The sequence below is a fragment of the Acidisphaera sp. L21 genome, assembly GCF_009765685.1.
Lineage (GTDB): Bacteria > Pseudomonadota > Alphaproteobacteria > Acetobacterales > Acetobacteraceae > LMUY01.
This window is the reverse complement of sequence record NZ_LMUY01000145.1, coordinates 283,210-303,294: the sequence shown is the minus strand read 5'-3', so window position 1 is coordinate 303,294 and position 20,085 is coordinate 283,210. Positions and strand designations below refer to the sequence as shown.

General features: G+C 67.7%; 22 protein-coding genes. 11 read left to right on the top strand and 11 right to left on the bottom strand.

Annotated elements, in window-relative coordinates:
* From GSQ76_RS31470 to GSQ76_RS27950, 3 genes are all read left to right on the top strand, one after another.
* Window positions 1–202 (top strand): hypothetical protein (locus GSQ76_RS31470; protein ID WP_216851325.1); only part of this gene is annotated, 202 nt, incomplete at its 5' end.
* Between the two features lie 107 nt (window positions 203–309).
* Window positions 310–1,851: a bifunctional diguanylate cyclase/phosphodiesterase gene (locus GSQ76_RS27955; RefSeq protein WP_158747331.1), complete on the top strand. Its 1,542-nt coding sequence runs from the start codon at window positions 310–312 to the stop codon at window positions 1,849–1,851.
* Window positions 1,848–3,491, top strand: coding sequence for an ATP-binding protein (locus GSQ76_RS27950; RefSeq protein WP_158747330.1), 1,644 nt, complete (start codon window positions 1,848–1,850; stop codon window positions 3,489–3,491). The genes GSQ76_RS27955 and GSQ76_RS27950 overlap by 4 nt, the downstream gene beginning before the upstream one ends.
* Window positions 3,492–3,494: 3 nt before the next feature.
* Here the strand turns inward: GSQ76_RS27950 and GSQ76_RS27945 are convergent, their stop codons facing one another.
* The 6 genes from GSQ76_RS27945 to GSQ76_RS27920 form a co-directional block, all read right to left on the bottom strand.
* Window positions 3,495–3,875 carry an OmpA family protein gene (locus tag GSQ76_RS27945; protein ID WP_158747329.1) on the bottom strand — a complete coding sequence of 127 codons (381 nt, stop codon included), beginning with the start codon at window positions 3,873–3,875 and terminating at the stop codon, window positions 3,495–3,497.
* A gap of 83 nt (window positions 3,876–3,958) precedes the next feature.
* Window positions 3,959–6,310 (bottom strand): 1-deoxy-D-xylulose-5-phosphate synthase N-terminal domain-containing protein, encoded by a 2,352-nt coding sequence (locus GSQ76_RS27940; RefSeq protein ID WP_254070675.1) that lies wholly within the window; start codon window positions 6,308–6,310, stop codon window positions 3,959–3,961.
* Complete coding sequence (locus GSQ76_RS27935) at window positions 6,307–7,707, bottom strand: malonyl-CoA decarboxylase (protein ID WP_158747328.1); 1,401 nt, start codon at window positions 7,705–7,707, stop codon at window positions 6,307–6,309. Before GSQ76_RS27935 ends, GSQ76_RS27940 begins: the two co-directional genes overlap by 4 nt.
* A 25-nt stretch (window positions 7,708–7,732) precedes the next feature.
* Window positions 7,733–9,136 carry an NAD(P)H-hydrate dehydratase gene (locus tag GSQ76_RS27930; protein WP_158747327.1) on the bottom strand — a complete coding sequence of 468 codons (1,404 nt, stop codon included), beginning with the start codon at window positions 9,134–9,136 and terminating at the stop codon, window positions 7,733–7,735.
* Window positions 9,133–9,669: a chromate transporter gene (locus GSQ76_RS27925; protein WP_158747326.1), complete on the bottom strand. Its 537-nt coding sequence runs from the start codon at window positions 9,667–9,669 to the stop codon at window positions 9,133–9,135. The genes GSQ76_RS27930 and GSQ76_RS27925 overlap by 4 nt, the downstream gene beginning before the upstream one ends.
* The gene (locus GSQ76_RS27920; protein ID WP_158747325.1) at window positions 9,662–10,228 is read right to left on the bottom strand and encodes a chromate transporter; all 567 of its coding nucleotides are present in this window, start codon (window positions 10,226–10,228) and stop codon (window positions 9,662–9,664) included. Before GSQ76_RS27920 ends, GSQ76_RS27925 begins: the two co-directional genes overlap by 8 nt.
* Window positions 10,229–10,294: 66 nt before the next feature.
* Between GSQ76_RS27920 and parA the strand changes: the two genes are divergently transcribed.
* A complete protein-coding gene (gene parA, locus GSQ76_RS27915; RefSeq protein WP_158747324.1) occupies window positions 10,295–10,921 on the top strand; it encodes a ParA family partition ATPase in 627 nt (208 codons plus the stop codon).
* Window positions 10,918–11,355, top strand: a complete 438-nt coding sequence (locus tag GSQ76_RS27910; RefSeq protein WP_158747323.1) for a CopD family protein — start codon at window positions 10,918–10,920, stop codon at window positions 11,353–11,355. The genes parA and GSQ76_RS27910 overlap by 4 nt, the downstream gene beginning before the upstream one ends.
* A 1-nt stretch (window position 11,356) precedes the next feature.
* Here GSQ76_RS27910 and GSQ76_RS27905 read toward each other — a convergent pair whose 3' ends face one another.
* Both GSQ76_RS27905 and GSQ76_RS27900 read right to left on the bottom strand, forming a co-directional pair.
* Window positions 11,357–12,637 (bottom strand): O-acetylhomoserine aminocarboxypropyltransferase/cysteine synthase family protein, encoded by a 1,281-nt coding sequence (locus tag GSQ76_RS27905; protein ID WP_158747322.1) that lies wholly within the window; start codon window positions 12,635–12,637, stop codon window positions 11,357–11,359.
* A gap of 62 nt (window positions 12,638–12,699) precedes the next feature.
* A complete protein-coding gene (locus GSQ76_RS27900) occupies window positions 12,700–13,317 on the bottom strand; it encodes a YjbE family putative metal transport protein (RefSeq protein WP_158747321.1) in 618 nt (205 codons plus the stop codon).
* On the opposite strand from GSQ76_RS27900, the gene purB reads away from it, so the two are divergent.
* The 6 genes from purB to GSQ76_RS27870 all read left to right on the top strand — a co-directional run bounded on the left by purB (window position 13,316) and on the right by GSQ76_RS27870 (window position 17,942).
* Window positions 13,316–14,674 (top strand): adenylosuccinate lyase, encoded by a 1,359-nt coding sequence (gene purB / locus GSQ76_RS27895; RefSeq protein ID WP_158747320.1) that lies wholly within the window; start codon window positions 13,316–13,318, stop codon window positions 14,672–14,674. The two genes, GSQ76_RS27900 and purB, sit on opposite strands and share 2 nt — an antisense overlap.
* An 84-nt stretch (window positions 14,675–14,758) precedes the next feature.
* Window positions 14,759–14,989, top strand: a complete 231-nt coding sequence (locus GSQ76_RS27890; protein ID WP_158747319.1) for a hypothetical protein — start codon at window positions 14,759–14,761, stop codon at window positions 14,987–14,989.
* Between the two features lie 30 nt (window positions 14,990–15,019).
* Window positions 15,020–15,736 carry an NRDE family protein gene (locus GSQ76_RS27885; protein WP_158747318.1) on the top strand — a complete coding sequence of 239 codons (717 nt, stop codon included), beginning with the start codon at window positions 15,020–15,022 and terminating at the stop codon, window positions 15,734–15,736.
* Window positions 15,737–15,800: 64 nt separating this feature from the next.
* On the top strand, window positions 15,801–16,565 hold the full coding sequence (gene purC / locus GSQ76_RS27880) for a phosphoribosylaminoimidazolesuccinocarboxamide synthase (RefSeq protein ID WP_158747317.1): 765 nt from the start codon (window positions 15,801–15,803) through the stop codon (window positions 16,563–16,565).
* Window positions 16,562–16,807 carry a phosphoribosylformylglycinamidine synthase subunit PurS gene (gene purS, locus GSQ76_RS27875; protein ID WP_158747316.1) on the top strand — a complete coding sequence of 82 codons (246 nt, stop codon included), beginning with the start codon at window positions 16,562–16,564 and terminating at the stop codon, window positions 16,805–16,807. Before purC ends, purS begins: the two co-directional genes overlap by 4 nt.
* A gap of 25 nt (window positions 16,808–16,832) precedes the next feature.
* Entirely contained in the window at window positions 16,833–17,942 is a 1,110-nt protein-coding gene (locus GSQ76_RS27870) for an NAD(P)/FAD-dependent oxidoreductase (protein ID WP_158747315.1), read from the top strand.
* Here GSQ76_RS27870 and GSQ76_RS27865 read toward each other — a convergent pair.
* Genes GSQ76_RS27865 through GSQ76_RS27855 form a run of 3 tightly spaced genes read right to left on the bottom strand, consistent with a single transcriptional unit; the run spans window position 17,939 to window position 20,084 of the window.
* Window positions 17,939–18,709 carry an ABC transporter ATP-binding protein gene (locus GSQ76_RS27865; protein WP_158747314.1) on the bottom strand — a complete coding sequence of 257 codons (771 nt, stop codon included), beginning with the start codon at window positions 18,707–18,709 and terminating at the stop codon, window positions 17,939–17,941. The genes GSQ76_RS27870 and GSQ76_RS27865 overlap by 4 nt on opposite strands.
* Complete coding sequence (locus GSQ76_RS27860) at window positions 18,706–19,374, bottom strand: ABC transporter permease (RefSeq protein ID WP_158747313.1); 669 nt, start codon at window positions 19,372–19,374, stop codon at window positions 18,706–18,708. The genes GSQ76_RS27865 and GSQ76_RS27860 overlap by 4 nt, the downstream gene beginning before the upstream one ends.
* The gene (locus GSQ76_RS27855) at window positions 19,374–20,084 is read right to left on the bottom strand and encodes an ABC transporter permease (protein WP_158747312.1); all 711 of its coding nucleotides are present in this window, start codon (window positions 20,082–20,084) and stop codon (window positions 19,374–19,376) included. Before GSQ76_RS27855 ends, GSQ76_RS27860 begins: the two co-directional genes overlap by 1 nt.
* Window position 20,085 lies beyond the last annotated feature (1 nt).

Genomic DNA, 20,085 nt, shown 5'->3' with positions numbered 1-20,085 from the left:
CAGCGCCGCCGTGCCCGGCCCAGCGGGTGAATTCGTTGCCGCGATCAGCATCATATCCTCCGCCCTGCGGCTGCGGCCGCCGCGGCCGCATACCTTGCTCACCCCGCTGTTGGAGGCGGCGGGCCGCCTGGGTGGGCAGCTGTTTCCAACGATTGCGCGGCCGGGTGTTGCTCCATCCGTGTCTGGATTCACGACGCGTTAATGCCTTGGCGCAATATTGATAACGGCGTGAACGACAGAACGACGTTCGCTGATGCAGCCCGCAGTGGCTTTGTCGTGCTCGGCGATGTCGTTTTCCAGGAGTAATGAATGCGGGGCTCACGGCAACAGCTCGGGCGCGATGGCAGTGCGTTGACGCGCTACAGCCTGCGGATGGGGCAGCTTGTCGACCGGCAGATGGCCAGCGCCGCGCTGATCGCCGCCCGGCAGGAAGCTGAGCGAGAGGCGGCGGAAGCGCGGCAGGCCAAGCTCGAGATCGAGATCGCCAACAATGCGCTACGGGAGGAGATGGAGGTTCGGCTTGGCACGCAATCCCGCCTCGCCTACCTCGCCAGCCACGATCCGCTGACCGCGCTGCCGAATCGCAGCCTGTTCAGCGGGCGATTGAGCGCGGAGATGGAGGCATCGCGGGCGCAGGGAAGCCGGCTGGCGCTGCTGTATATCGACCTCGACAATTTTAAGGATGTTAACGACACGCTGGGCCATGCGGTCGGCGACTCGCTGCTGCAACAGGTGTCGGTCCGGATCGCCAACGAGCTGAGGTCGGGCGACACGGTGGCGCGGTTGGGTGGTGACGAGTTCGCGGTGCTGCAGGTGGGATTGTCGGGCAGCAATCAAGCCAGTGCGCTGGGCGAACGCGTGATCGGCGCGCTGGGCCAGCCTTTCGACATCGACGGCCGCACGATTTTCATCGGCGCGTCCATCGGCGTGACCCTGTTCCCGGATGACGCGGACGCGGTGGACCTGCTGCATCGCAATGCCGACCTGGCCATGTACCGCGCCAAGTCCGAAGGGCGCAATTGCTGCCATTTCTACAACGAGGCGATGAACCAGGAGGTGCATCGCCGCGCCTTCCTGGAGCAGGCGCTGCGCGAACCCAGCGTGATGTCGCAGATGCACCTGCTGTTCCAACCGCAGATCGACATGAAGACGTGCCAGATCACCGGGGTGGAGGCGCTGCTGCGCTGGCACCATCCGGAGCAGGGCTCCATCCCGCCGGAGGAGTTCATTCCGCTGGCCGAGCGCACGGGCATGATCATCGATATCGGTGCCTGGGTGCTGCGCGAGAGCTGCAAGCAGGCGATGCGCTGGCGAGACGCCGGGTTACCGCCGCTGATCATCGCGGTGAACGTGGCGACCGCGCAGTTCCGGTTCGGCAACATGCCGCGGCTGGTGGCCACCGTGCTGGCCGAAACCGGGCTTCCAGCCTCGATGCTGGAGCTGGAGATCACCGAGACCGGGATCATGCACGACATGCATGTGGCGGCGGAGACGCTGGTGAACCTGCACAAGCAGGGCGTGGCACTGGCGATCGACGATTTCGGCACCGGGTATTCGTCGCTGAGCTACCTCCGCAAGCTGCCGGTGGACCGGCTGAAGATCGACCGCAGCTTCGTCAACGACGTGACGACGAGCGAGGATGCGGCCGTGATCGCAACCACCATCGTCGAACTGGCGCATGCGCTGCGGCTGGAAGTGGTGGCCGAGGGCGTGGAAACCGCCGAGCAGGCCAAATTCGTTCGCGACAGCGGATGCGCCTTTGCCCAGGGCCACTTCTATGGGCGACCGACCACCGCCGACAAAATCGCCGCCCTTCTGAACCGTGCCCCCGATCTGGAGTTGGCCCAATGAACGCGTTCACAACCATGGAACAGTCCCAGCCCGCGATGGAGCGGATCGTCGGGGACGGGGTACGTGCCGGCCGCGTGGTTTCTACGGCAGGGGCGCAACTCATCGTGCTGCTGGAGCGGGAGGCATGCAGCCTGGCCGGCGTGCAGATGGGCAGCCTGGTGACGGTGCGCAGCCCGCACGGCACCGTCTACGGCGTGATCGAGGGGTTGAGCACCCCGATGCCGCTGCAGCCCGGCGAGGGCGAGGAGCTGAAGATGGCCGAGATCGGGTTGCTGGGTGAGGTGCGCGACCGTGCCGCCGGCGGCAACGGCATTTTCCGCCGCGGCGTGTCCCGCCTGCCGTCGCTGGATGCCATCGTCTACCTGGCCGACCAGGCGGAGGCGGCGATCGTCTACGCCCTGCCAAACCGACAGGCCGTCAGCATCGGGCATGTCCATCAGGACCCGCGGGTGCAGGCGCGGATTGGCATCGACGACCTGCTGTGCAAGCATTTCGCCATGCTGGGCACCACCGGCACGGGCAAGTCCTGCGCGCTGACCCTGGTGCTGAAGCGCATTCTGGAGCAGAGCCCGAATGGCCACGTGCTGCTGCTGGACCCGCATGGCGAGTATGGCCTGGCATTCGGCGACCGCGCCGAGCATTTGACGGTCGATAATTTCCGCCTGCCCTACTGGCTGTTCAATTTCGAGGAGCTGACCGAGGTCATCTTCGGGCACGAGAAGAAGGACAGCACGGCCGAGATCATGCATCTGCGCGAGTTGGTGCTGGCGGCGAAGATGAACTTCCAGGGGCGGCCGCGTGACGCGGCGTGGATCACCGTCGATAGCCCGGTGCCCTACACGATGGGCGATTTGAGCCGGCTGCTGGAGACGGCGATCGGCAGCCTGGATAACCGCACCAACCTGCCGATCTACATGCGGCTGAAGTCGCGGCTGTCGGCGCTGCAAAACGACCGGCGGCACGCCTTCATCTTCGACACCGGGTTCTTCGTCAGCGACAATTTCGGCGCGTTACTGGGGCGGCTGTTCCGGGTGCCGGCCGATGGCAAGCCGCTGGCGATCCTGGACCTGGCGAGCATCCCGTCCGAAGTACTGAACGTCGTGGTGGCGGTGATCTGCCGCCTGGCCTTCGACTTTGCCGTGCTGGCCGGGCAGGATCTGCCGCTGCTGCTGGTGTGCGAGGAGGCGCATCGCTACGCGCCGCAGGATTCCGCATTGGGGTTCGAACCGGCCAAGCGGGCGCTGTCGCGGATCGCCAAGGAGGGGCGCAAGTATGGCATCAGCCTCGGCGTGATCAGCCAGCGGCCATCCGAACTGGATGCGACCATCCTGTCACAGTGCAACACGGTGTTCGCGTTCCGCATGTCGAACGAGCGGGACCAGGAGATCATCCAGGTGACGCTGTCCGAGGCATCGCCGGCCATGTTCTCCGCCCTGCCCTTCCTGGCCAATTCGGAGGCGATCGCGATCGGCGAGGGTGTTCCGGTGCCGATGCGCCTGCGGTTCGCCGACCTGCCGGTTGGCGAGCGGCCACGCAGCAGTTCCGCCCCGTTCTCCGAACGGTGGCAGACGGCTGGTGGCGACGAAACGCAGGCGTTGGAGCGGGTGGTGGAGGCGATGCGGGGCCGGAAGGCCGCGTAATGCTCAGTCGACGCTGATCAGCACCCGGCGGCTCTCATTGGGGCCGCCAACATCGGGCGTGGCGCCACGGTCGGCACGCTTCAGACGGGCGGCTGGAACGCCATCGGCGACCAATTGGTCGATGACGATCTGCGCCCGCAGCTTGGACAGCAGGTCGTTCGCTTCCGCACTGCCGGAGGTGTCGGCGTAGCCGGTGATGGTGACGGTGCCGGCGGCAATGTGCTGGATCTTGGTCGCAGCCTGCTTGATGACGGCCTTCGCCGGACGATCGAGCAGTGCGGACCAGAGGGTGAAATACACCACGCCGACGGGCTGGGCGGCGTAGGCGCGCCCAATGGGTGCCACCGCCAGCAATACGGCAGTGAGCATAGCGATCTTCTTCATCGTCCTAGGTCCTTCATCGTCGTGGCAAGGGATGCTTGCAGACGGGAGTGTGCCAGCTTGATCCGCGGTTGTAATGTGCTGCGTTAGCCGAGCAGCGCCTGGGCGCAGGCGTCCAGGATGGCATCGACGTCCAGCCCGTATTCCCGATACAGGTCGGGCAGGTCGCCGCCTTGACCGAAATGGTCCGGGCCGAGCGGTACGATGCGTTGGCCACGCACGGCGCCGAGCCAGGAATGTGCCGCCGGATGGCCGTCCAGCACGGTTACCAGTGCGGCGCCGGGTGCCAATGGGGAGAGAATGCGTTCGACATGTGATAGCGCGCCGCGGTCGCCGGCCCGGCGGGCACGGGCCGCGTCAAGCCAACCGGCGTGGAGGCGGTCGGGGCTGGTGATGGCGAGCAGGCCGGCGCCGGGTTCCTCGGTGGCGAGTTCGGCAAAGGCTTCGGTTACCTCCGGCGCGACCGGACCCTGATAGGCCATGGCAATGCGGGCGCCGGGTGCGGGCGGGACGACCCAGTGGGCGCCGGCGATGACGGCAGACGGGTCGAGGCTGCGGCTGGGTTGGTCGAGTTGGCGTGTGGAGAGGCGGAGCCAGACGGCGCAGCCATCGGGGGCCTGCATGTGGGCGAAGGCGTGGCGCAACAGGATCGCCAGTTCGTCGCCATGCGAAGGCTCGAACGCGTGGAGGCGGTCGGCGGCCATGCCGATCAGCGGCGTGTTGATGGATTGATGTTGGCCGCCCTCTGGGGCCAGCGATATGCCGGAGGGGGTGGAGACCAGCAGGAAGCGGCTGTCCTGGTAGCAACTGTAGATCAGCGCATCGAGGCCGCGGTTGACGAAGGGGTCGTAGACCGTGCCGACCGGCAGCAGGCGGGCGCCGTGCAGGCTGTGGCTGAGCCCGGCGGCGCCGAGCAACAGGAACAGGTTTTGCTCGGCGATGCCCAATTCGACGTGCTGGCCGGCGGGGCTCATGCTCCAGCGCTGGGCGGAGGCGAGCTTGCTGTCGCGGAAGACGTCGTTGCGGGTGCGCCGGTCGAAGATGCCGCGGCGGTTCACCCAGGGGCCGAGATTGGTGGAGACGGTCACGTCGGGACTGGTGGTGATGATGCGCTCGGCCATCGGAGCGAAGTCGCCCTCCCCGCGGCCGATCTCGGCCAGGATCTCGCCAAACATCGCCTGGGTGGAGGCTTTGCTGCCTGCGGCTTTGGTGAAGGGTAGGACGGCGGGAATGGGGATGAGCGGCGCGGTGAGGGCACGGCCTGCCTCGGTCAGTTTGCGGGCAAACGGGACGCTGTCGACGAAGGCGCGTAGGTCCGGTGCGGGTGTGTCCAGGCCCTCGAACAAATCCCATTCATGGCCCTGGCGAATGTGTTGCTCGGCGCGGAAGGTTTCCATCTGCTCGCGGCTCATCAGGCCGGAGTGGTTGTCCTTGTGGCCGGCGAAGGGCAGGCCCATGCCCTTGATCGTGTAGGCGATGAAGCAGGTGGGCGTGTCGCCGGCGGCGTCGGCGGTGCGGAAGGCGTCTAACAGGGTGGGCAGGTCGTGGCCGCCAAGGTTGGTCATCAGTGCGCCGAGGGCCGCGTCGTCCAGCGGGTCGATGATGGCGCGGAGATCGGCGGAGCGGCCCAGATCGGCCAGCAGCACCTGGCGCCAGGCGGCGCCGCCCTGGAAGGTGAGCGCCGCGTAGAGGCTGTTGGGGCAGTCGTCGATCCATTGGCGAAGGGCCTCGCCGCCGGGCCGGGCGAAGGCCTCACGCATCTTGGTGCCGTATTTGAGGGTGACGACGTTCCAGCCCATATCCTCGAACAGGCCCTCGATCCGTCCGAACAAACGATCGGAGACGACGGAGTCGAGGCTCTGGCGGTTGTAGTCGACGATCCACCAGACGTTGCGGACGTCGTGCTTCCAGCCCTCCAACAGGGCTTCGTAGATGTTGCCCTCGTCCAATTCGGCGTCACCGGCCACAGCGACCATGCGGCCCGGCGGGGCGTCGGTGAGGCCGTGCAGGCGGACGTAATCCGCCATCAGCGAGGCGAAAGAAGTGATGGCGACGCCGAGGCCGACGGAGCCGGTGGAGAAGTCGACCTCACCACCATCCTTCACCCGGCTGGGATAGGGCTGCGCGCCGCCAAAGCTGCGCAGGCGGGACATCTGGTCCACCGTCTGGCGGCCGAACAGCAGATTGGCGGCGTGGAACACCGGGCCGGCATGGGGTTTTACGGCCACGCGGTCCTGCGGGCGCAGGATATCGAAATACAGCGCGGTCATGATGGCCGCGACCGAGGCGCAGGAGGCTTGGTGGCCGCCGACCTTCAGCCCGTCCCTATTGGGGCGGATATGGTTGGCGTTGTGGATCGTCCAGGCGGACAACCAGAGCAATTTGCGCTGGATCTGCTCCAGCAGCGCAAGGCTTGAATCGGTGGCGGCCTCGCTCACTGCCAGCCTTTCGATAGCTTGCGGACGGCGGTGGTGGCGTTGCGCTTGCCCTCGGCGGAATATTCCTCGTGATAGTCTTCGATCTTCGCCGGGTCGTAGAGATAGTTCACCATCATGGTGGCGCTTTCCTTGACGCCCTTGTCGGAGGTGTCGGCCAGCATGGTCAGGCGTTCGACCCGGGCGCCATTGCCGAGGTGGAAATGCGCCACCGGGTCCAAAGCGCGCTTGCCGCGGGATTCGGTGAGCAAATAGCGCGCGGCGAGCCGGGTCAGGATCGGCTCCAGCACCTTGACGACGGCGGTGTCGCGGGCCCAGCCGCGGCGGCCGAGCAGGGTGGCCAGCGCCTCCGCCCCGGTGGCGGGTTTGGCGTCGGCGGGCAGCAGGTTGGATAGCGCAGTGGTCTCCTCGCCCGACAGCAGTTTCGGGTCGTTCGCCTTCAACTGCTCGTTCAGCCAGCGCATGAGGCCGGGGATGGGAGAGAGCGTGGCGAAGGTTTTCAGGTTGCGATACTCGTCGCCGAGGACCCCCACGACCTTCTTGATGAGGAAGTTGCCGAAGCTGATGCCGGCCAGGCCGCGCTGGCAGTTGCTGATGGAGTAGAAGATCGCGGTGTCGGCGTCCTTCGGGTCCAGCAGGGGCGCTTTCTTGTCCAGCAGGCGCTGCACGCTGCCGGCGAGGCCACGCACCAGCGCCACCTCCACGAAGATCAGTGGTTCGGCGGGCATGCGCGGATGGAACAGGGCGTAGCAGCGGCGGTCGCTGTCCAGACGGTTCTTCAGGTCCGACCAGGAGCGGATTTCGTGCACCGCCTCGTAGCCGACCAGGCGCTCCAGCAGGACGGCTGGGCTGCTCCAGTCGATGCGCTGCAATTCCAGGAAACCGACATCGAACCAGTTGGCCAGCAGGGCGCGGAGGTCGCTGTCCAGCGCCTCGAGGTAGGGGTCGCCCTTGACGCGGGTGAGCAGCGTGGCGCGCAGGTCCACCAGGAACTTCATGCCGTCCGGGATGGTGGTGAATTGGGTCAGCAGGCGGACGCGCGGCGGCTCCAGCGCGCGGCGGAGGGCGGCGGTGGCGGTGGTGCGTTCGGCCGGGTCCTCGGTGGATTGCAGGCGGTCGTAAGCGGCGGCGATGGCGGACGGATCGCTGTCGAACTCGGCCAGCGTGTGGAGGAAGGCGGTGCGACCTGGCTCGTTCAATTGCAGGTAGGTCTGGGCGAGTTTAGCGGCGCGATTGCGGGCGCTCATTTCTCCGCCGCGGCCCTCCAGGCAGGCGCGCATCTGGGCGGCGATGCTCTGATCGCCCTCGTTGGCGACCCCTGCCGCCATGTCGCGCCAAACGCCGGTGATGCGGCGGATTGCCCGGTCGAAAAGGCCGATGGGGGCAGTCGTCTCACTCATGCGGCAGGCGCTCCTGAAGGCGACCTCACTCTAGCCGAAGCTCCCGCATTGCGCGAGCGATGGCGACGGGCAAATCCTCCGCCACGAGGCCCGGGCCGAGCAACTCCCCAGCCCGTCCGTGCAGCCATGCGCCGGCACAAGCCGCCTCCCACGCGGGCATGCCGCCGGCCAGCAGGGCCGCGACGAGGCCGGATAGGACGTCGCCGGCGCCGGCGGTCGCGAGGGCGGACGTTCCGGTGCCGTTGATGGCGGCGCGACCGTCGGGGGCGGCGATGACGGTGTCGGAGCCCTTCAGCAGCACGATCGTTCCCACGCGCTTGGCGGCCGCGCGGGCGGCGCCCAGGCGGTCGGTGCCGGAGGGGCCGAACAGCTTGGCGAACTCACCCTCGTGCGGGGTGATGACGGCGGCGCCACGCAGCGCTTCGGGGTGGCCGGCATGGGCGCCCAGGGCGTCGGCATCGGCCACGACCTGGCGGCCGGCGGCGAGCAATTTCGGCAGCGCGTCGCGGGCGGCATCCTGGCCCAGGCCGGGGCCACATACCCAGGTGGTGCGGCGCTTGTCGGCCAGCAGTTCGTCCAATGGCTGGTCGTTGACGATCAACCCGGCGGGCACGTGGCTGTAGCGGCCGGCGTGACCCGGCGCCACGATGGTGACCATCCCTGCCCCGCCATGCCGGGCGGCGGCAGCGGCGAGTTGGGCGGCGCCGGTCATCGAGGCGCTGCCCAGCACCGAGACGTAGCCGCGGGCGTATTTCTGGGTGGAAGCCGGAAGAACCGGCAACGTCCACAGCGCCGGGGTATTGGCGCGGGCTTGGGGCTGGATCTGGTCCAGCACGGCGGACGGTAGGCCGATATCGTCAAGCACGATCCGGCCGCACAAATCACGGCCGGGCAGCAGGCAATGGCCGGGCTTGCGGCGGAAGAAGGTGACGGTGATTTCGGCCTGTGCGGCCCGTCCGCGAACCGCGCCGGTGCCGCCGTCGACGCCGGAGGGCGTGTCGATGGCGAGGATGCGGCGGGCGGCGGCCAGGGTGTCGGCGACCAGGCCGTCCACATCCCGCGCAAGACCGGCGCCGAATACGGCATCGATCACCAGGTCGGCCCGGGCTGCCTCGGCCGGGGTGAAGGGGGCGGTGGGGCCGGACCACTCGGCGGCGACCAAGGCCGCATCGGTGCCGGGTTTCGGCGGCGCCAGGGCGGCCAGGCGCACCGGCCAGCCAGCGCCGTCCAGCAGGCGGGCGACCGCGTAGCCGTCGCCGCCATTGTTGCCGGGACCGCACAACACCAGGGTTCGGCATGGGCCGAGGCGGCGGGCGGCGCGCGCGACAGCCCAGCCGGCGCGCTGCATCAGGTGATATCCGCTGACGCCGCCGGCGATGGCCAGGGCATCCGCCTGTGTCATTTCCGCCGGAGTCAGCAACTCGTTCATCCCGGCAATACCCCATGCAGCACGACGAACACCACCGCGCCGCATGCCATCAACAGCACTGGGTTCAAGCGGGTTGCCATCAGAATGCTGGTGGATGCGATGGCGATGCCGCGGGCGAGCCATCCGCCCTCCAATGCCTCGATCAACACCAGGCCGGAGGCGAGGATCATGCCGGCGGCCACCGGGCGCAGCCCCGTTTCCAGGGCGAGCTGCCAGCGTGCACCACGGCTGCGGGCCCACAGCCGCGCCAGGCCGTAGACCAGGAATGCGGTGGGCGCGAAAATGGCGAAGGAGGCGACGATAGCACCCCAGATCCCCGCGACCTGCCAGCCGATCAGCGTCACCAGCAACGTGCCCGGGCCTGGCGACATGCGGGCGATGGCGAAGGCGTCGACGAATTGGCCCTCCGTCAGCCAATGGCGGTTGGCGACGACCTGGTGATGGATGTCGGCCACCAGCGTCTGCCCCCCGCCCACCGAGGCCAAGGAAAGCGGGGCGAACAGCACCAGCAGGGCAAGGGTGATGCTACGCACGCGCCAGCCTCCAATACGCCAGGCTGACGCTGAGCGCGCCCAGGACCACGACCACGAGGGGGAGCGAGATGTGCAGCAGCCCGACCGCGACGAAGGCGGCCGCCATGATGACGATCTGTTCCAGCCCCTTCATCGCCACCCGCCGGGCCGCGATGATGCCCATTTGCAGCGAAAGGCCGACCGCCGCAGCGCCCACGCCGTCCAGCACCAGATGGGTCAGTGGATAATCCGTCAGCGCCGCGAACAGCGCCGCGATCAGCACCACCAGGATGGCGGGCGGCACGATGATGCCGCAGGCGCCGGCCAGGGCGCCGCGCGTGCCGAGCAGGCGGTAGCCGATCCAGATCGAAAGGTTGACGACGTTCACGCCGGGGAAGGCCTGGGCGAGAGACAGGCCGGAGAGGAACTCCTCCTCATCCAGCCAGTGGCGGCGCTGCACGAACTCGCGCAGCAGCCAGCCGGACAGGCCGCCGCCGAAGCTGGTGAGGCCGATGCGGACGACAACGACGAAAAACTCCATCAACGTTGGAATACTCGGTTTCTGCTCAGCCGCCGCCATACGCACCCTCCTGCTCGCCCTACGCCAACCGATCCGTCATGGTGCGGCGTCCCTAGGAGTCGCTAGATGGCGTTGGTGATCGCGATAGCGCAGCAGAAAGGCGGCGCGGGCAAGACCATGCTCGCGGCAAACCTGGCGGCGTCGCTGGCGACGCGGGGCCGGGTGGCGCTGCTGGACACCGATCCGCAGCGGAGCCTGGCGCGGTGGCACGCCATCCGCGCCCGCCAAGCCGGGCTTGCGGCGATCGGGTTTTCCGAGCTATCGGGCTGGCGGGTCGGGGGAGGACTGGACCGGCTGCAGCGCGATTTCGACACGTTGCTGATCGACACGCCGCCGCATTTGGACCTGGACGCCAAGCGCGTGATCCGGGCGGCCAATTTGATTCTGGTGCCGGTGCAGCCCTCTGCACCCGATCTGTGGGCGGCCGAGGGCACGATGACGCTGGCGACCGCGGAGCGGCGGCGGGCAGTGCTGGTGATCAATCGGGCACCGACCACGCCGAAACAACGGGAACGTGCGCTTGCCGTGGTGACGGCGTCCGGCCATACGGTGATCCCCGCCATGTTGGGCAATCGCGCCGGTTTCGCCCAGGCCTTCGAGCGCGGCCAGGGCGTGATCGAAGCCGCGCCCCGCACGGCGGCGGCGGTGGAGATGGCCGCCTTGGTGCAATTGATCGGGGAGATGTCGCAGTGACGATCTGGAGCCTGGTGCTGGCGCTGCACATCTTGGCGATGGCGATTTGGACCGGCGGGATGGCCTACGCGTTGATGGTGCTGCGGCCGAGCCTAGGGGTGCTCGCCCCGCCGGACCGGCTGGTGCTGCTGGGCCAGACGTTCCGCCGGTTCTTCCTGATCGTCTGGCACGCCATGCCGCTGGTGCTGATCACCGGCTGGGCCATGGTGTTCGGCGTGTATGGCGGGTTCGCGGCGCTGCCGGTGGCGGTGAACGTCATGCAGACACTCGGCCTGGTGATGGCGATCTTATTTCTGGTGGTGTTCTTCGGCCCGTGGCGGCGGTTCCGCGCCCAGCCGAGTGCGGAGGCCGCCGGGTCGATCCGCAGCCTGATCACCGCCAATCTGGCGCTGGCTGCCGCCACCATCGTGGTGGCGGCGTTCGCGCGCTGGTAGGCTAGCTGGCGGCCTTCAGCGCCTGGTCGAGGTCGGCCAGTAGGTCGTCGGCGTATTCGAGGCCGATCGACAGGCGCACGTAGCCCGGCGACACGCCGCTCTTCATCTGGTCCTCGTCATCCAGTTGGGAGTGGGTGGTGCTGGCCGGGTGGATCGCGAGCGACCGGGCGTCGCCGATATTGGCGACGTGGTAGAACAATTGCAGCGCGTCGATGAAGCGCTTGCCGGCGGCCGCACCGCCATGCAGTTCGAACCCCAATAGGCCACCCATGCCGTTTGGCAGGTAGCGGGTGGTGAGTTCGGCATTGGCGCCCTGCGCCTGGGAAGGATGGATCACCTTTGCGACCTCCGGGCGGTTGGCGAGCCAAGTGGCGATCGTCAGCGCCGTCTCGCAGTGGCGCTTCATGCGGAGCGGCAGGGTCTCGATACCCTGCAGCACCAGGAAGGCATTGAACGGGCTGATCGCCGGGCCGAGGTCGCGCAGAAGGGTGACGCGGGCCTTCAGGATGTAGGCGATGGGGCCGAGCGGCTTGGCGGCCTCGCTCCAGACGGCGCCGTGATAGGACGGGTCGGGCGTGTTCAGCGCGGGTTGGCGGGTGGCGTGGGCGGCCCAGTCGAAATTGCCGCCGTCGACGATCATGCCGGCGATCGCCGTGCCGTGGCCGCCGAGGTATTTGGTGGCGGAGTAGACGATGATCGCGGCGCCATGGTCGAACGGGCGCACCAGCATCGGGGCGGCGGTGTTGTCCATGATCAGCGGGATGCCGAGCGGACGGCCCAGGGCGGCGACTTCGGCGATCGGGAACACGCGCAGCTTCGGGTTCGGCAGGGTTTCGGCATACCAGGCCCGGGTGCGGTCGTCGGAGGCACGGACGAAAGCCTGCGGGTCCGCCGGGTCGACGAAGCGGACCTCCACCCCCTGGTCCTTCAGTGTGTTGGCGAACAGGTTCCAGGTGCCACCGTATAGGTCGGTGGAGGAGACGATGTTGTCGCCCATCTTGGCCAGGTTCTGGATCGACAGCGCGCTGGCAGCCTGGCCGGAGGCGAGTGCCAGTGCGGCCGCCCCGCCCTCCATCGCCGCCACGCGCTTTTCCAGCGCGTCGGCGGTGGGGTTCATGATGCGGGTGTAGATGTTGCCCAGTTCCTTCAGGGCGAACAGGTTGGCCGCGTGGTCCGAACTGTCGAACTGGAAGGCGGTGGTCTGGTAGATCGGCACCGCCACTGCGCCAGTGCTGGCATCGCGTCGCCAGCCGGCATGAACCGCCATCGTTTCCGGATGCATGGTGTTCCCCTGATTTTCGTCTTGGGTCGGAGTCTAGCCGTCGGGGCCGACGGCGGCAAACGTTACGGTGTCGCAGCGGGCAGGTGGTGCCAGACGTCCTCGCCGCCCTCGAAGATCAGCTTGCAGGCGACGAACAGGACGATGGTCAGGCCGACCCACGCGATCCAGCGAAACCGCTCCAACAGGCGGGCGATGAGGCTGGCGGCGACGGCCATCATCACCACCGACACGACCAGGCCAACCACGAGCACGCCGGTATGGCCGTTGGAGGCGCCGGCCACTGCCAGAACGTTGTCCAGGCTCATGGACAGATCGGCCAGCAGGATCTGCAGCATGGCGGAGGCGAGCGATTTTGGCGGGGCGATCGTAACGCCGTGGCGCTTGTCGGGCCGCAACTCCCGATACATGCGCCAGCAGACCCATAGCAGAAGCACGCCGCCGGCCAGCATGAGGCCGATGACGGCCAATAGTTCCAGCGCGACGAGGGCAAGCAGGATGCGGATCACCGCGGCGCCGGCGATGCCGCCGATGATTGCCTTGCGTTTCTGCGCCTTGGGCAGCCCGGCGACCGCCATCCCGACGACGACAGCGTTGTCCCCAGCGAGGACCAGGTCGATGAACAGGACCTGCGCCAGCGACGTCAGTTGTTGTAGAAGGTCGCCGTGAAGGAGTGACTCCATGGTTCCGCGTTACACCCGCCCGGATATGGCCGCCATCTGGGCGCCCGTGAATCGATATCGCCTGTGGTTCGCCATCGAGGCCGCGGCTGCCGATGGCATGGCCGCGCTGGGCACGATCCCGAAGGAAGCCGCTATCGCGATCCGTGCCAAGGGGCAGCCGATGCTGGATGCCATGGATGAAAGCGATATCGACCGGATCGACGCGATCGAGGCCGAAACGCGGCATGACGTGATCGCGTTCCTGACCTGGTTGGCCGAGGGCGTGGGGGCGGAGAGCCGCTTCGTGCACCAGGGCATGACCAGCAGCGACGTGCTGGACACCACGCTGTCGCTGCAACTGACCCAGGCGGCGGATTTGTTGCTGGCGGATTTGGACGCGGTGCTGACAGCGCTGAAGCGGCGAGCGATCGAGCATAAATACACGCTGACCATCGGCCGCAGCCACGGCATCCATGCCGAGCCGACATCGTTCGGGCTGAAGCTGGCCGGGCATTACGCCGAGTTCGCGCGCAATCGGGCTCGGCTGGTCGCCGCCCGGGCGGAAGTCGCGGTCTGCGCGATTTCGGGCGCAGTCGGCACCTACGCGCATTTGGATCCGCTGGTGGAGGCGCACGTGGCGCGCACGCTGGGCCTGGCGATCGAGCCGGTGTCGACGCAGGTGATCGCGCGCGACCGGCATGCGCAGTTCTTCTGCACCCTGGCGGTGATCGCCAGCGCGGTGGAGCGGCTATCCATCGAGGTGCGGCACCTGCAGCGTAGCGAGGTGCGGGAGGCGGAGGAGTTCTTCCACGCCGGGCAAAAGGGTAGCTCGGCGATGCCGCACAAGCGCAACCCGGTGTTGAGCGAGAACCTGACCGGGCTGGCCCGCATCGTGCGCGCCGCCGCCGTGCCGGCGCTGGAGAATGTGGCGCTGTGGCACGAGCGGGACATCAGCCATAGCAGCGTGGAGCGGGTGATCGGTCCGGACGCGACCCAGGCACTGGATTTCGCGCTGATGCGGCTGGCCGGGATGATGGAGAAACTGGTGGTGCATCCGGAGCGGATGCTGGCCAACCTGGAGAGCCTGGGCGGCGTGGTGCATAGCGGCGAGGTGCTGCTGGCGCTGACCCGGGCCGGCATTCTGCGTGAGGACGCCTATCGCATCGTGCAGCGCAACGCGATGGCGACGTGGGAGAACCTCGGCAAGCCCGACGGACGCGGCTTCCGCGACAATCTGCTGGCCGACCCGGACGTCGCCGGGCGCATCACGCCCGCGGCGGTGGATGCCGCGATGGACCCGGCGATGCATTTGCGGGCGGTGGACCAGGTGTTCGACCGGGTATTCGGCCCGCAAGCCTCCGCAATGGCGGCGGAATGACGCCCTGATGTTATCATAATTGCGCCTGGGAACCGACTTGATTGCTGCGTAGTTAGAGCATGGATCATTTAGGAGGTCCCCCTGATGCGTAAGACCTTGTTGACCTTGACTGCCCTCGCCGGCCTGATTGGCGCGGGTGCTATCGGTTCTGCTTCGGCGGCGCCCGTGGCGCGTTTGGACACGGTTCCGGCAGCGTCGCTGGTTCAGCCGATCCAATATTATGGCGGCTATCATCATCGCGAGTGGCGTCACCGGCAGTGGGTGCGCCACCATCGGTGGGAAGAGCGCCGCTGGCGGCACGGCCACCGCTGGTAACGCTAGCTGCACGCGCCCATTATAGGTCGCGTGTGCACCGTGATCACTCTACAGCGGCCAGGTCATGCCTGGCCGCTTTTGCTTGCCGCCAACCGGGACGAGCGCCTGGATCGGCCATGGGATCCCCCGGCAGCGTATTGGAATGAGCGACCCGGCGTGATCGCTGGACGGGATCGGACCGCCGGCGGCACCTGGATGGGTATGAACCCCGCTGGCGTAGTGGCGGCCGTGTTGAACAGGCCGGGCAGTTTGGGGCCGGCAGCGGGCAAGCTCAGCCGAGGCATGCTGCCGTTGATGGCGCTGGAGCACGCGTCTGCATTAGAAGCGGCTCAGGCGGTTATGACGGTACGTGGCGCCAGTTACCGCAGCTTCAACCTGGTTCTGGCGGACCGCAGCGGCGTCTGGTTCGTCCGCAACGATGAAGACGGGCGGTTGGATTTGGTGACGCTGGAACCGGGCCTGCACATGGTCACGTCGCACGATCCGGACGATGAGAGCAGCCCGCGCGTCGCCAGGCATCTACCGCGGTTCCGTGCCGCCGCCGCACCCATGCCGCCGGATTGGGGCGCGTGGCCGGTCCTGCTGGCGGATGGCGCAGGCCCCCGGGCCGCGTCGTTGAGCGTGCCGGGCGAGGCGGGGTTCGGCACGGTCTGCGGCTCCCTGGTGGGTGTTCCGGCGCAGGGGCGGGCCACCTGGCTGTTTGCCGCCGGGCGCACCGGCAACGTGCCGTTCTCTCCCATCACTTGATTGCGCGGGTGGCGAGGGGGCATTACGGCTGCTATAGGGCGCGTCTCACACAAGGATACGGATAATGGCTCGCCGTAGGCAGCTCTATGAGGGCAAGGCCAAAGTACTGTTCGAGGGACCCGAGCCCGGAACCTTGGTGCAATATTTCAAGGACGATGCCTCCACGGCCAACGGCACCAAGAAGGGGATCATCACCGGCAAGGGTGTGCTGAACAACCGCATCAGCGAGTATCTGATGGTGCGGTTGGGTGAGATCGGCGTGCCGACCCATTTCGTGCGCCGGCTGAACATGCGCGAGCAACTGATCCGCGAAGTCGAGATCATCCCGTTGCAGGTGGTGGTGCGCAACGTGGCCGCCGGGTCGTTGTCCACCCGGCTGGGCATTCCGGAGGGCACTCGCCTGCCCCGCTCCATCATCGAGTACTATTATAAGAACGAGGCGCTCAACGCCCCGATGGTCGCGGAGGAACACATCACCGCATTCGGCTGGGCCAATACCGCCGACATGGACGACATCGTGGCGCTGACGCTGCGGGTGAACGACTTCCTGTCCGGCCTGTTCCTGGGCGTCGGCATCACGCTGATCGACTTCAAGGTCGAGTACGGCCGGCTTTGGGAGGATGACGACATGCGCATCGTCCTGGCCGACGAGATCAGCCCGGATAATTGCCGTTTGTGGGACAGCAAGACGAACGAGAAGATGGATAAGGACCGGTTCCGGCGGGATCTGGGGCGGGTGGAGGAGGCCTATCAGGAGGTCGCCCGCCGCCTGGGCATTTTGCCGGAGGCCGGGTCGCGCGATTTGAAGGGTCCGGAGGCGATGCAATGAAAATTGTCGTGACGGTCATGCTGAAGGACGGCGTGCTGGACCCGCAGGGCCGCGCGATCGGGCATGCGTTGGGGAATTTGGGCTTTGCCGGGCTGAACGAGGTTCGCGCCGGCAAGGTGATCGAGTTGGATCTGGCGGAAACCGATCCGGCGCGCGCACGTCAATTTGGTGAGGACATGGCCCGCAAGCTGCTGGCCAACACCGTGATCGAGAGCTTCCGGGTGGATCTGCCCACGCCGTAGCATTTTCGGGAGAGGAGGCCGTGCGATGAACGTGCTCGTTGTTGGGGCCGGTCCGACCGGCCTCACCCTCGGTCTAGCGTTACGTCGCCATGGCATTGCCTGCCGGGTGATCGACAAGCTGCCGGCGCGGCTGCCGTGGTCCCGGGCGCTGGGCGTGCAGGCCCGCACGCTGGAGGTGATGCAGCGCTTCGGTCTGGCCGACCAGTTCGTGGCGGCCGGGCAGCACGTGCAGGGGATCAGCGTGCATGCCGGGGCTGGCCACCCGGTGCAGATCGAACTGCCACAGGTTCATCCGAGCCTTCCGCCCATCATGATGCTGCCGCAGCAGGATACCGAGCGCCTGCTGGACGACGCGTTCGGCGCCGCCGAGCGCGCGGTCGAATTCGTGGCGCTGGAGGGCGGCGCGGCCCGGTTGCGCCATGGCGATGGGGCCGAAGAAGTCGTGCGGCCGGATTGGATCATCGGCTGCGATGGTGCCCATAGCACCGTGCGCCATGGCGTCGGCGCCCAGTTCGTTGGCGCGCAGTATGCCGAACATCTCTTGCTGGTGGATTGCACCGCGACGGGGCTGGAACCGGCGCGCATCCACGCTTTTCCCGGCGGCGAGCGGCCGGGCGTGTTCTTCCCGTTGCCCGATGGCCAGTGGCGTTCGGTCGTGGTGCTGCCCGACGACGCGCAGACCCCGGCCGAAAATTCTCTGGAGCCGTTCGCCCGGGACGGGGTGAGCTTGCGTGACCCGACCTGGTGGTCGCCGTTCCGGGTCAGCCGGCGGCAGGCGGATCATGTGCGGCATGGGCAGGTCGTGCTGTTGGGCGATGCGGCGCACATCCACTCACCGGTGGGTGGGCAGGGGATGAATTTGGGCATTCAGGACGCATTTGCGTTGGCGCATGCGCTGTCCCAGCCGGACGGCGATCGCAGCGCGGCGGTGGATCGCTGGGCGGAGGAGCGGCACGCCGTCGCCAAGCGGGTGCTGCGTGTGACGGATCTGGCGACGCGGGCGCTCATGAATCGGTCGGGCGCTCTGCAGCCGTTGCGGCGGCTGGGGTTGGGCCTGGTGGCGCACAGCACGCGGCTGCGCATTGGTGCGGCGAAGGCGATGAGCGGGATGGATTACCCGGAAATACCGGCCTAGCGCCGCAAATGGCTGGTGACGAATTGGCGGCAGCGGTCGCTGATGGGGTCGTTGAAGACCTGGGCGGGTGGCCCCTCTTCCTCGATGATGCCCTGGTGCAGGAAGATGGCGCGGCTGGAGACGTCGCGGGCGAAGCCCATCTCGTGGGTGACGATCAGCATGGTGCGGCCTTCCTCGGCCAGGGCGCGGATGACACGTAGGACCTCGCCGACCAGCTCTGGGTCCAGGGCGCTGGTGGGTTCGTCCAGCAGCAGGGCGGCGGGGCGCATGGCGAGGGCGCGGGCGATGGCGACGCGCTGCTGCTGGCCGCCGGAGAGCTGCGCCGGGTAAGAATCGCGCTTGTCGCCCAGGCCGACCTTGGCCAGGAGCACCTCCGCCTCCTCGATCGCCTCGGCGCGGGGGCGGCCCTGCACGTGCACCGGCGCCTCGATGACGTTGCCCAGCACGGTGCGGTGGGACCACAGGTTGAACGACTGGAACACAAAACCCAAGCGGGCACGCAGGGCGGCGACTTGCGCCTTGTCGGCTGGGACGCGGCCGGTGCCTTTCGGGCGCCAGCGGAGCCACTCGCCGGCGACGCCCACCTCCCCTGCCTCTGGCACCTCCAGCAGGGGGATGCAGCGCAGCATCGTGCTCTTGCCCGAGCCGGAGGCGCCGATGATGGAGATCACCTCGCCGGTTCGCGCCTCCAGCGAGACGCCGCGCAGCACCGGCATGGCGCCGTAGCGTTTTTCCAGGCCGCGGACGGCCACTGCGATCTCGGTCATGATGCCACCCCCAGCCGACGCTCCAGCAGACGCACCGCGCCGGCGATGGTGAAGTTGATCGCGAGATAGATCGCCGCCGCGCAGGCGAAGACTGGCAGGGCGCGGAACGTCTCGCTGATGATGCCCTTGGCGATGCCGGTGACCTCCATCAGCGTGATGACGCTGGCGAGCGAGGTGGACTTCACCATGATGATGACCTCGTTGCCGTAGGCTGGAAGCGCCTGGCGCAGTGCGAGCGGCAGGATGACCCGGCGGTAGAGCGTGAAGGTGGACATGCCACACACGCGGCCGGCTTCGATTTGGCCCTTCGGCACGGCCAGCAGGCCGCCGCGGATGACTTCGGCGCCATAGGCGGCGGTGTTCAGCGACAGGGCCAGCAGCGCGCACCACCAGGGCTGGCGCAGGAACGGCCAAAACAGGCTCTGCCGCACTGCGGGGAATTGGCCCAGCCCGTAATAGATGAGGAAGATCTGCACCAGCAGCGGCGAGCCACGGAAGACGAAGATGTAGCCGCGCGCGATCCAACTCGCCGGGCCGCCGAGCCGGGTGAGCAGCGCCAGCACGCCCGCAAGTATGGCCCCGGCAGAAACCGAAATCGCCGTCAGCTCCAGCGTCATCGGCACCCCGGCGAGCAGTTGCAGCAGGGTGTCGGCGATGAATGCCATCAGGCGCGGGCCATGCCGCGCCGGGTGCTGCGCTCCGCCCCGCGGAAGAGGGTGGCGGAAATGGTGGTGAGCACGAGGTAGAGGCAGGCGGCGGTGGCGTAGAACAAAAACGGCAGGCGGGTGGAGCCGGCCGCTACCTCGGTCTGACGCATGAGGTCGACCAGGCCGGTGACGGAGATCAGAGCCGATTCTTTCAGCACCATCTGCCAGACATTGCCCATGCCGGGCAGCGCGGTGCGCAGGGCCAGCGGGCCGGTGATTCGGCGCAGCATCAGCGCCGGGCCCATGCCGGCGACGCGGGCGGCCTCGATCTCGCCGCGGGGGATGGCGCTGTAGGCACCGCGCAGCACCTCCGTCTGGTAGGCGCCGGAGACGATGCCGACGGCTAGGACGCCGACCATGAAGCCGTTCAAGCCGAAGAAGCCGCTGCCGCCGAGCCATGTAGCGATCTGCGTCATCGCGGCCGAACCGCCGAAATAGAACAGGTAGATCACCAGCAGATCCGGGATGCCACGCAGGATCGTGGTGTAGGCGCCCGCCACGCTGCGCAGCACCGGGCCGCCCGACAGCTTGGCCGCCGCGCCCATGGTGCCGAACACCAGCCCGGCGAAGAAGGCGCAGACCGACACGGCCAGCGTCATCCCTGTCGCCAGCAATAGCGCGGCGCCCCAGCCCTCTGGTCCAAACCCGAGCGGGGCGAGCGCCGTCAAA

What these genes read in the sequence shown, in the direction of transcription:
- GSQ76_RS27950 (WP_158747330.1), top strand. Translation starts at nt 1,848, where the DNA reads ATGAACGCGTTCACAACCATGGAACAGTCCCAGCCCGCGATGGAGCGG.
- GSQ76_RS27860 (WP_158747313.1), bottom strand. Translation starts at nt 19,374, where the DNA reads ATGGCATTCATCGCCGACACCCTGCTGCAACTGCTCGCCGGGGTGCCG.
- GSQ76_RS27955 (WP_158747331.1), top strand. Translation starts at nt 310, where the DNA reads ATGCGGGGCTCACGGCAACAGCTCGGGCGCGATGGCAGTGCGTTGACG.
- GSQ76_RS27935 (WP_158747328.1), bottom strand. Translation starts at nt 7,707, where the DNA reads ATGAGTGAGACGACTGCCCCCATCGGCCTTTTCGACCGGGCAATCCGC.
- GSQ76_RS27900 (WP_158747321.1), bottom strand. Translation starts at nt 13,317, where the DNA reads ATGGAGTCACTCCTTCACGGCGACCTTCTACAACAACTGACGTCGCTG.
- GSQ76_RS27920 (WP_158747325.1), bottom strand. Translation starts at nt 10,228, where the DNA reads ATGGCGGCGGCTGAGCAGAAACCGAGTATTCCAACGTTGATGGAGTTT.
- GSQ76_RS27865 (WP_158747314.1), bottom strand. Translation starts at nt 18,709, where the DNA reads ATGACCGAGATCGCAGTGGCCGTCCGCGGCCTGGAAAAACGCTACGGC.
- GSQ76_RS27890 (WP_158747319.1), top strand. Translation starts at nt 14,759, where the DNA reads ATGCGTAAGACCTTGTTGACCTTGACTGCCCTCGCCGGCCTGATTGGC.
- GSQ76_RS27945 (WP_158747329.1), bottom strand. Translation starts at nt 3,875, where the DNA reads ATGAAGAAGATCGCTATGCTCACTGCCGTATTGCTGGCGGTGGCACCC.
- purC (WP_158747317.1), top strand. Translation starts at nt 15,801, where the DNA reads ATGGCTCGCCGTAGGCAGCTCTATGAGGGCAAGGCCAAAGTACTGTTC.
- parA (WP_158747324.1), top strand. Translation starts at nt 10,295, where the DNA reads ATGGCGTTGGTGATCGCGATAGCGCAGCAGAAAGGCGGCGCGGGCAAG.
- GSQ76_RS27870 (WP_158747315.1), top strand. Translation starts at nt 16,833, where the DNA reads ATGAACGTGCTCGTTGTTGGGGCCGGTCCGACCGGCCTCACCCTCGGT.
- purB (WP_158747320.1), top strand. Translation starts at nt 13,316, where the DNA reads ATGGTTCCGCGTTACACCCGCCCGGATATGGCCGCCATCTGGGCGCCC.
- GSQ76_RS27905 (WP_158747322.1), bottom strand. Translation starts at nt 12,637, where the DNA reads ATGCATCCGGAAACGATGGCGGTTCATGCCGGCTGGCGACGCGATGCC.
- purS (WP_158747316.1), top strand. Translation starts at nt 16,562, where the DNA reads ATGAAAATTGTCGTGACGGTCATGCTGAAGGACGGCGTGCTGGACCCG.
- GSQ76_RS27930 (WP_158747327.1), bottom strand. Translation starts at nt 9,136, where the DNA reads ATGAACGAGTTGCTGACTCCGGCGGAAATGACACAGGCGGATGCCCTG.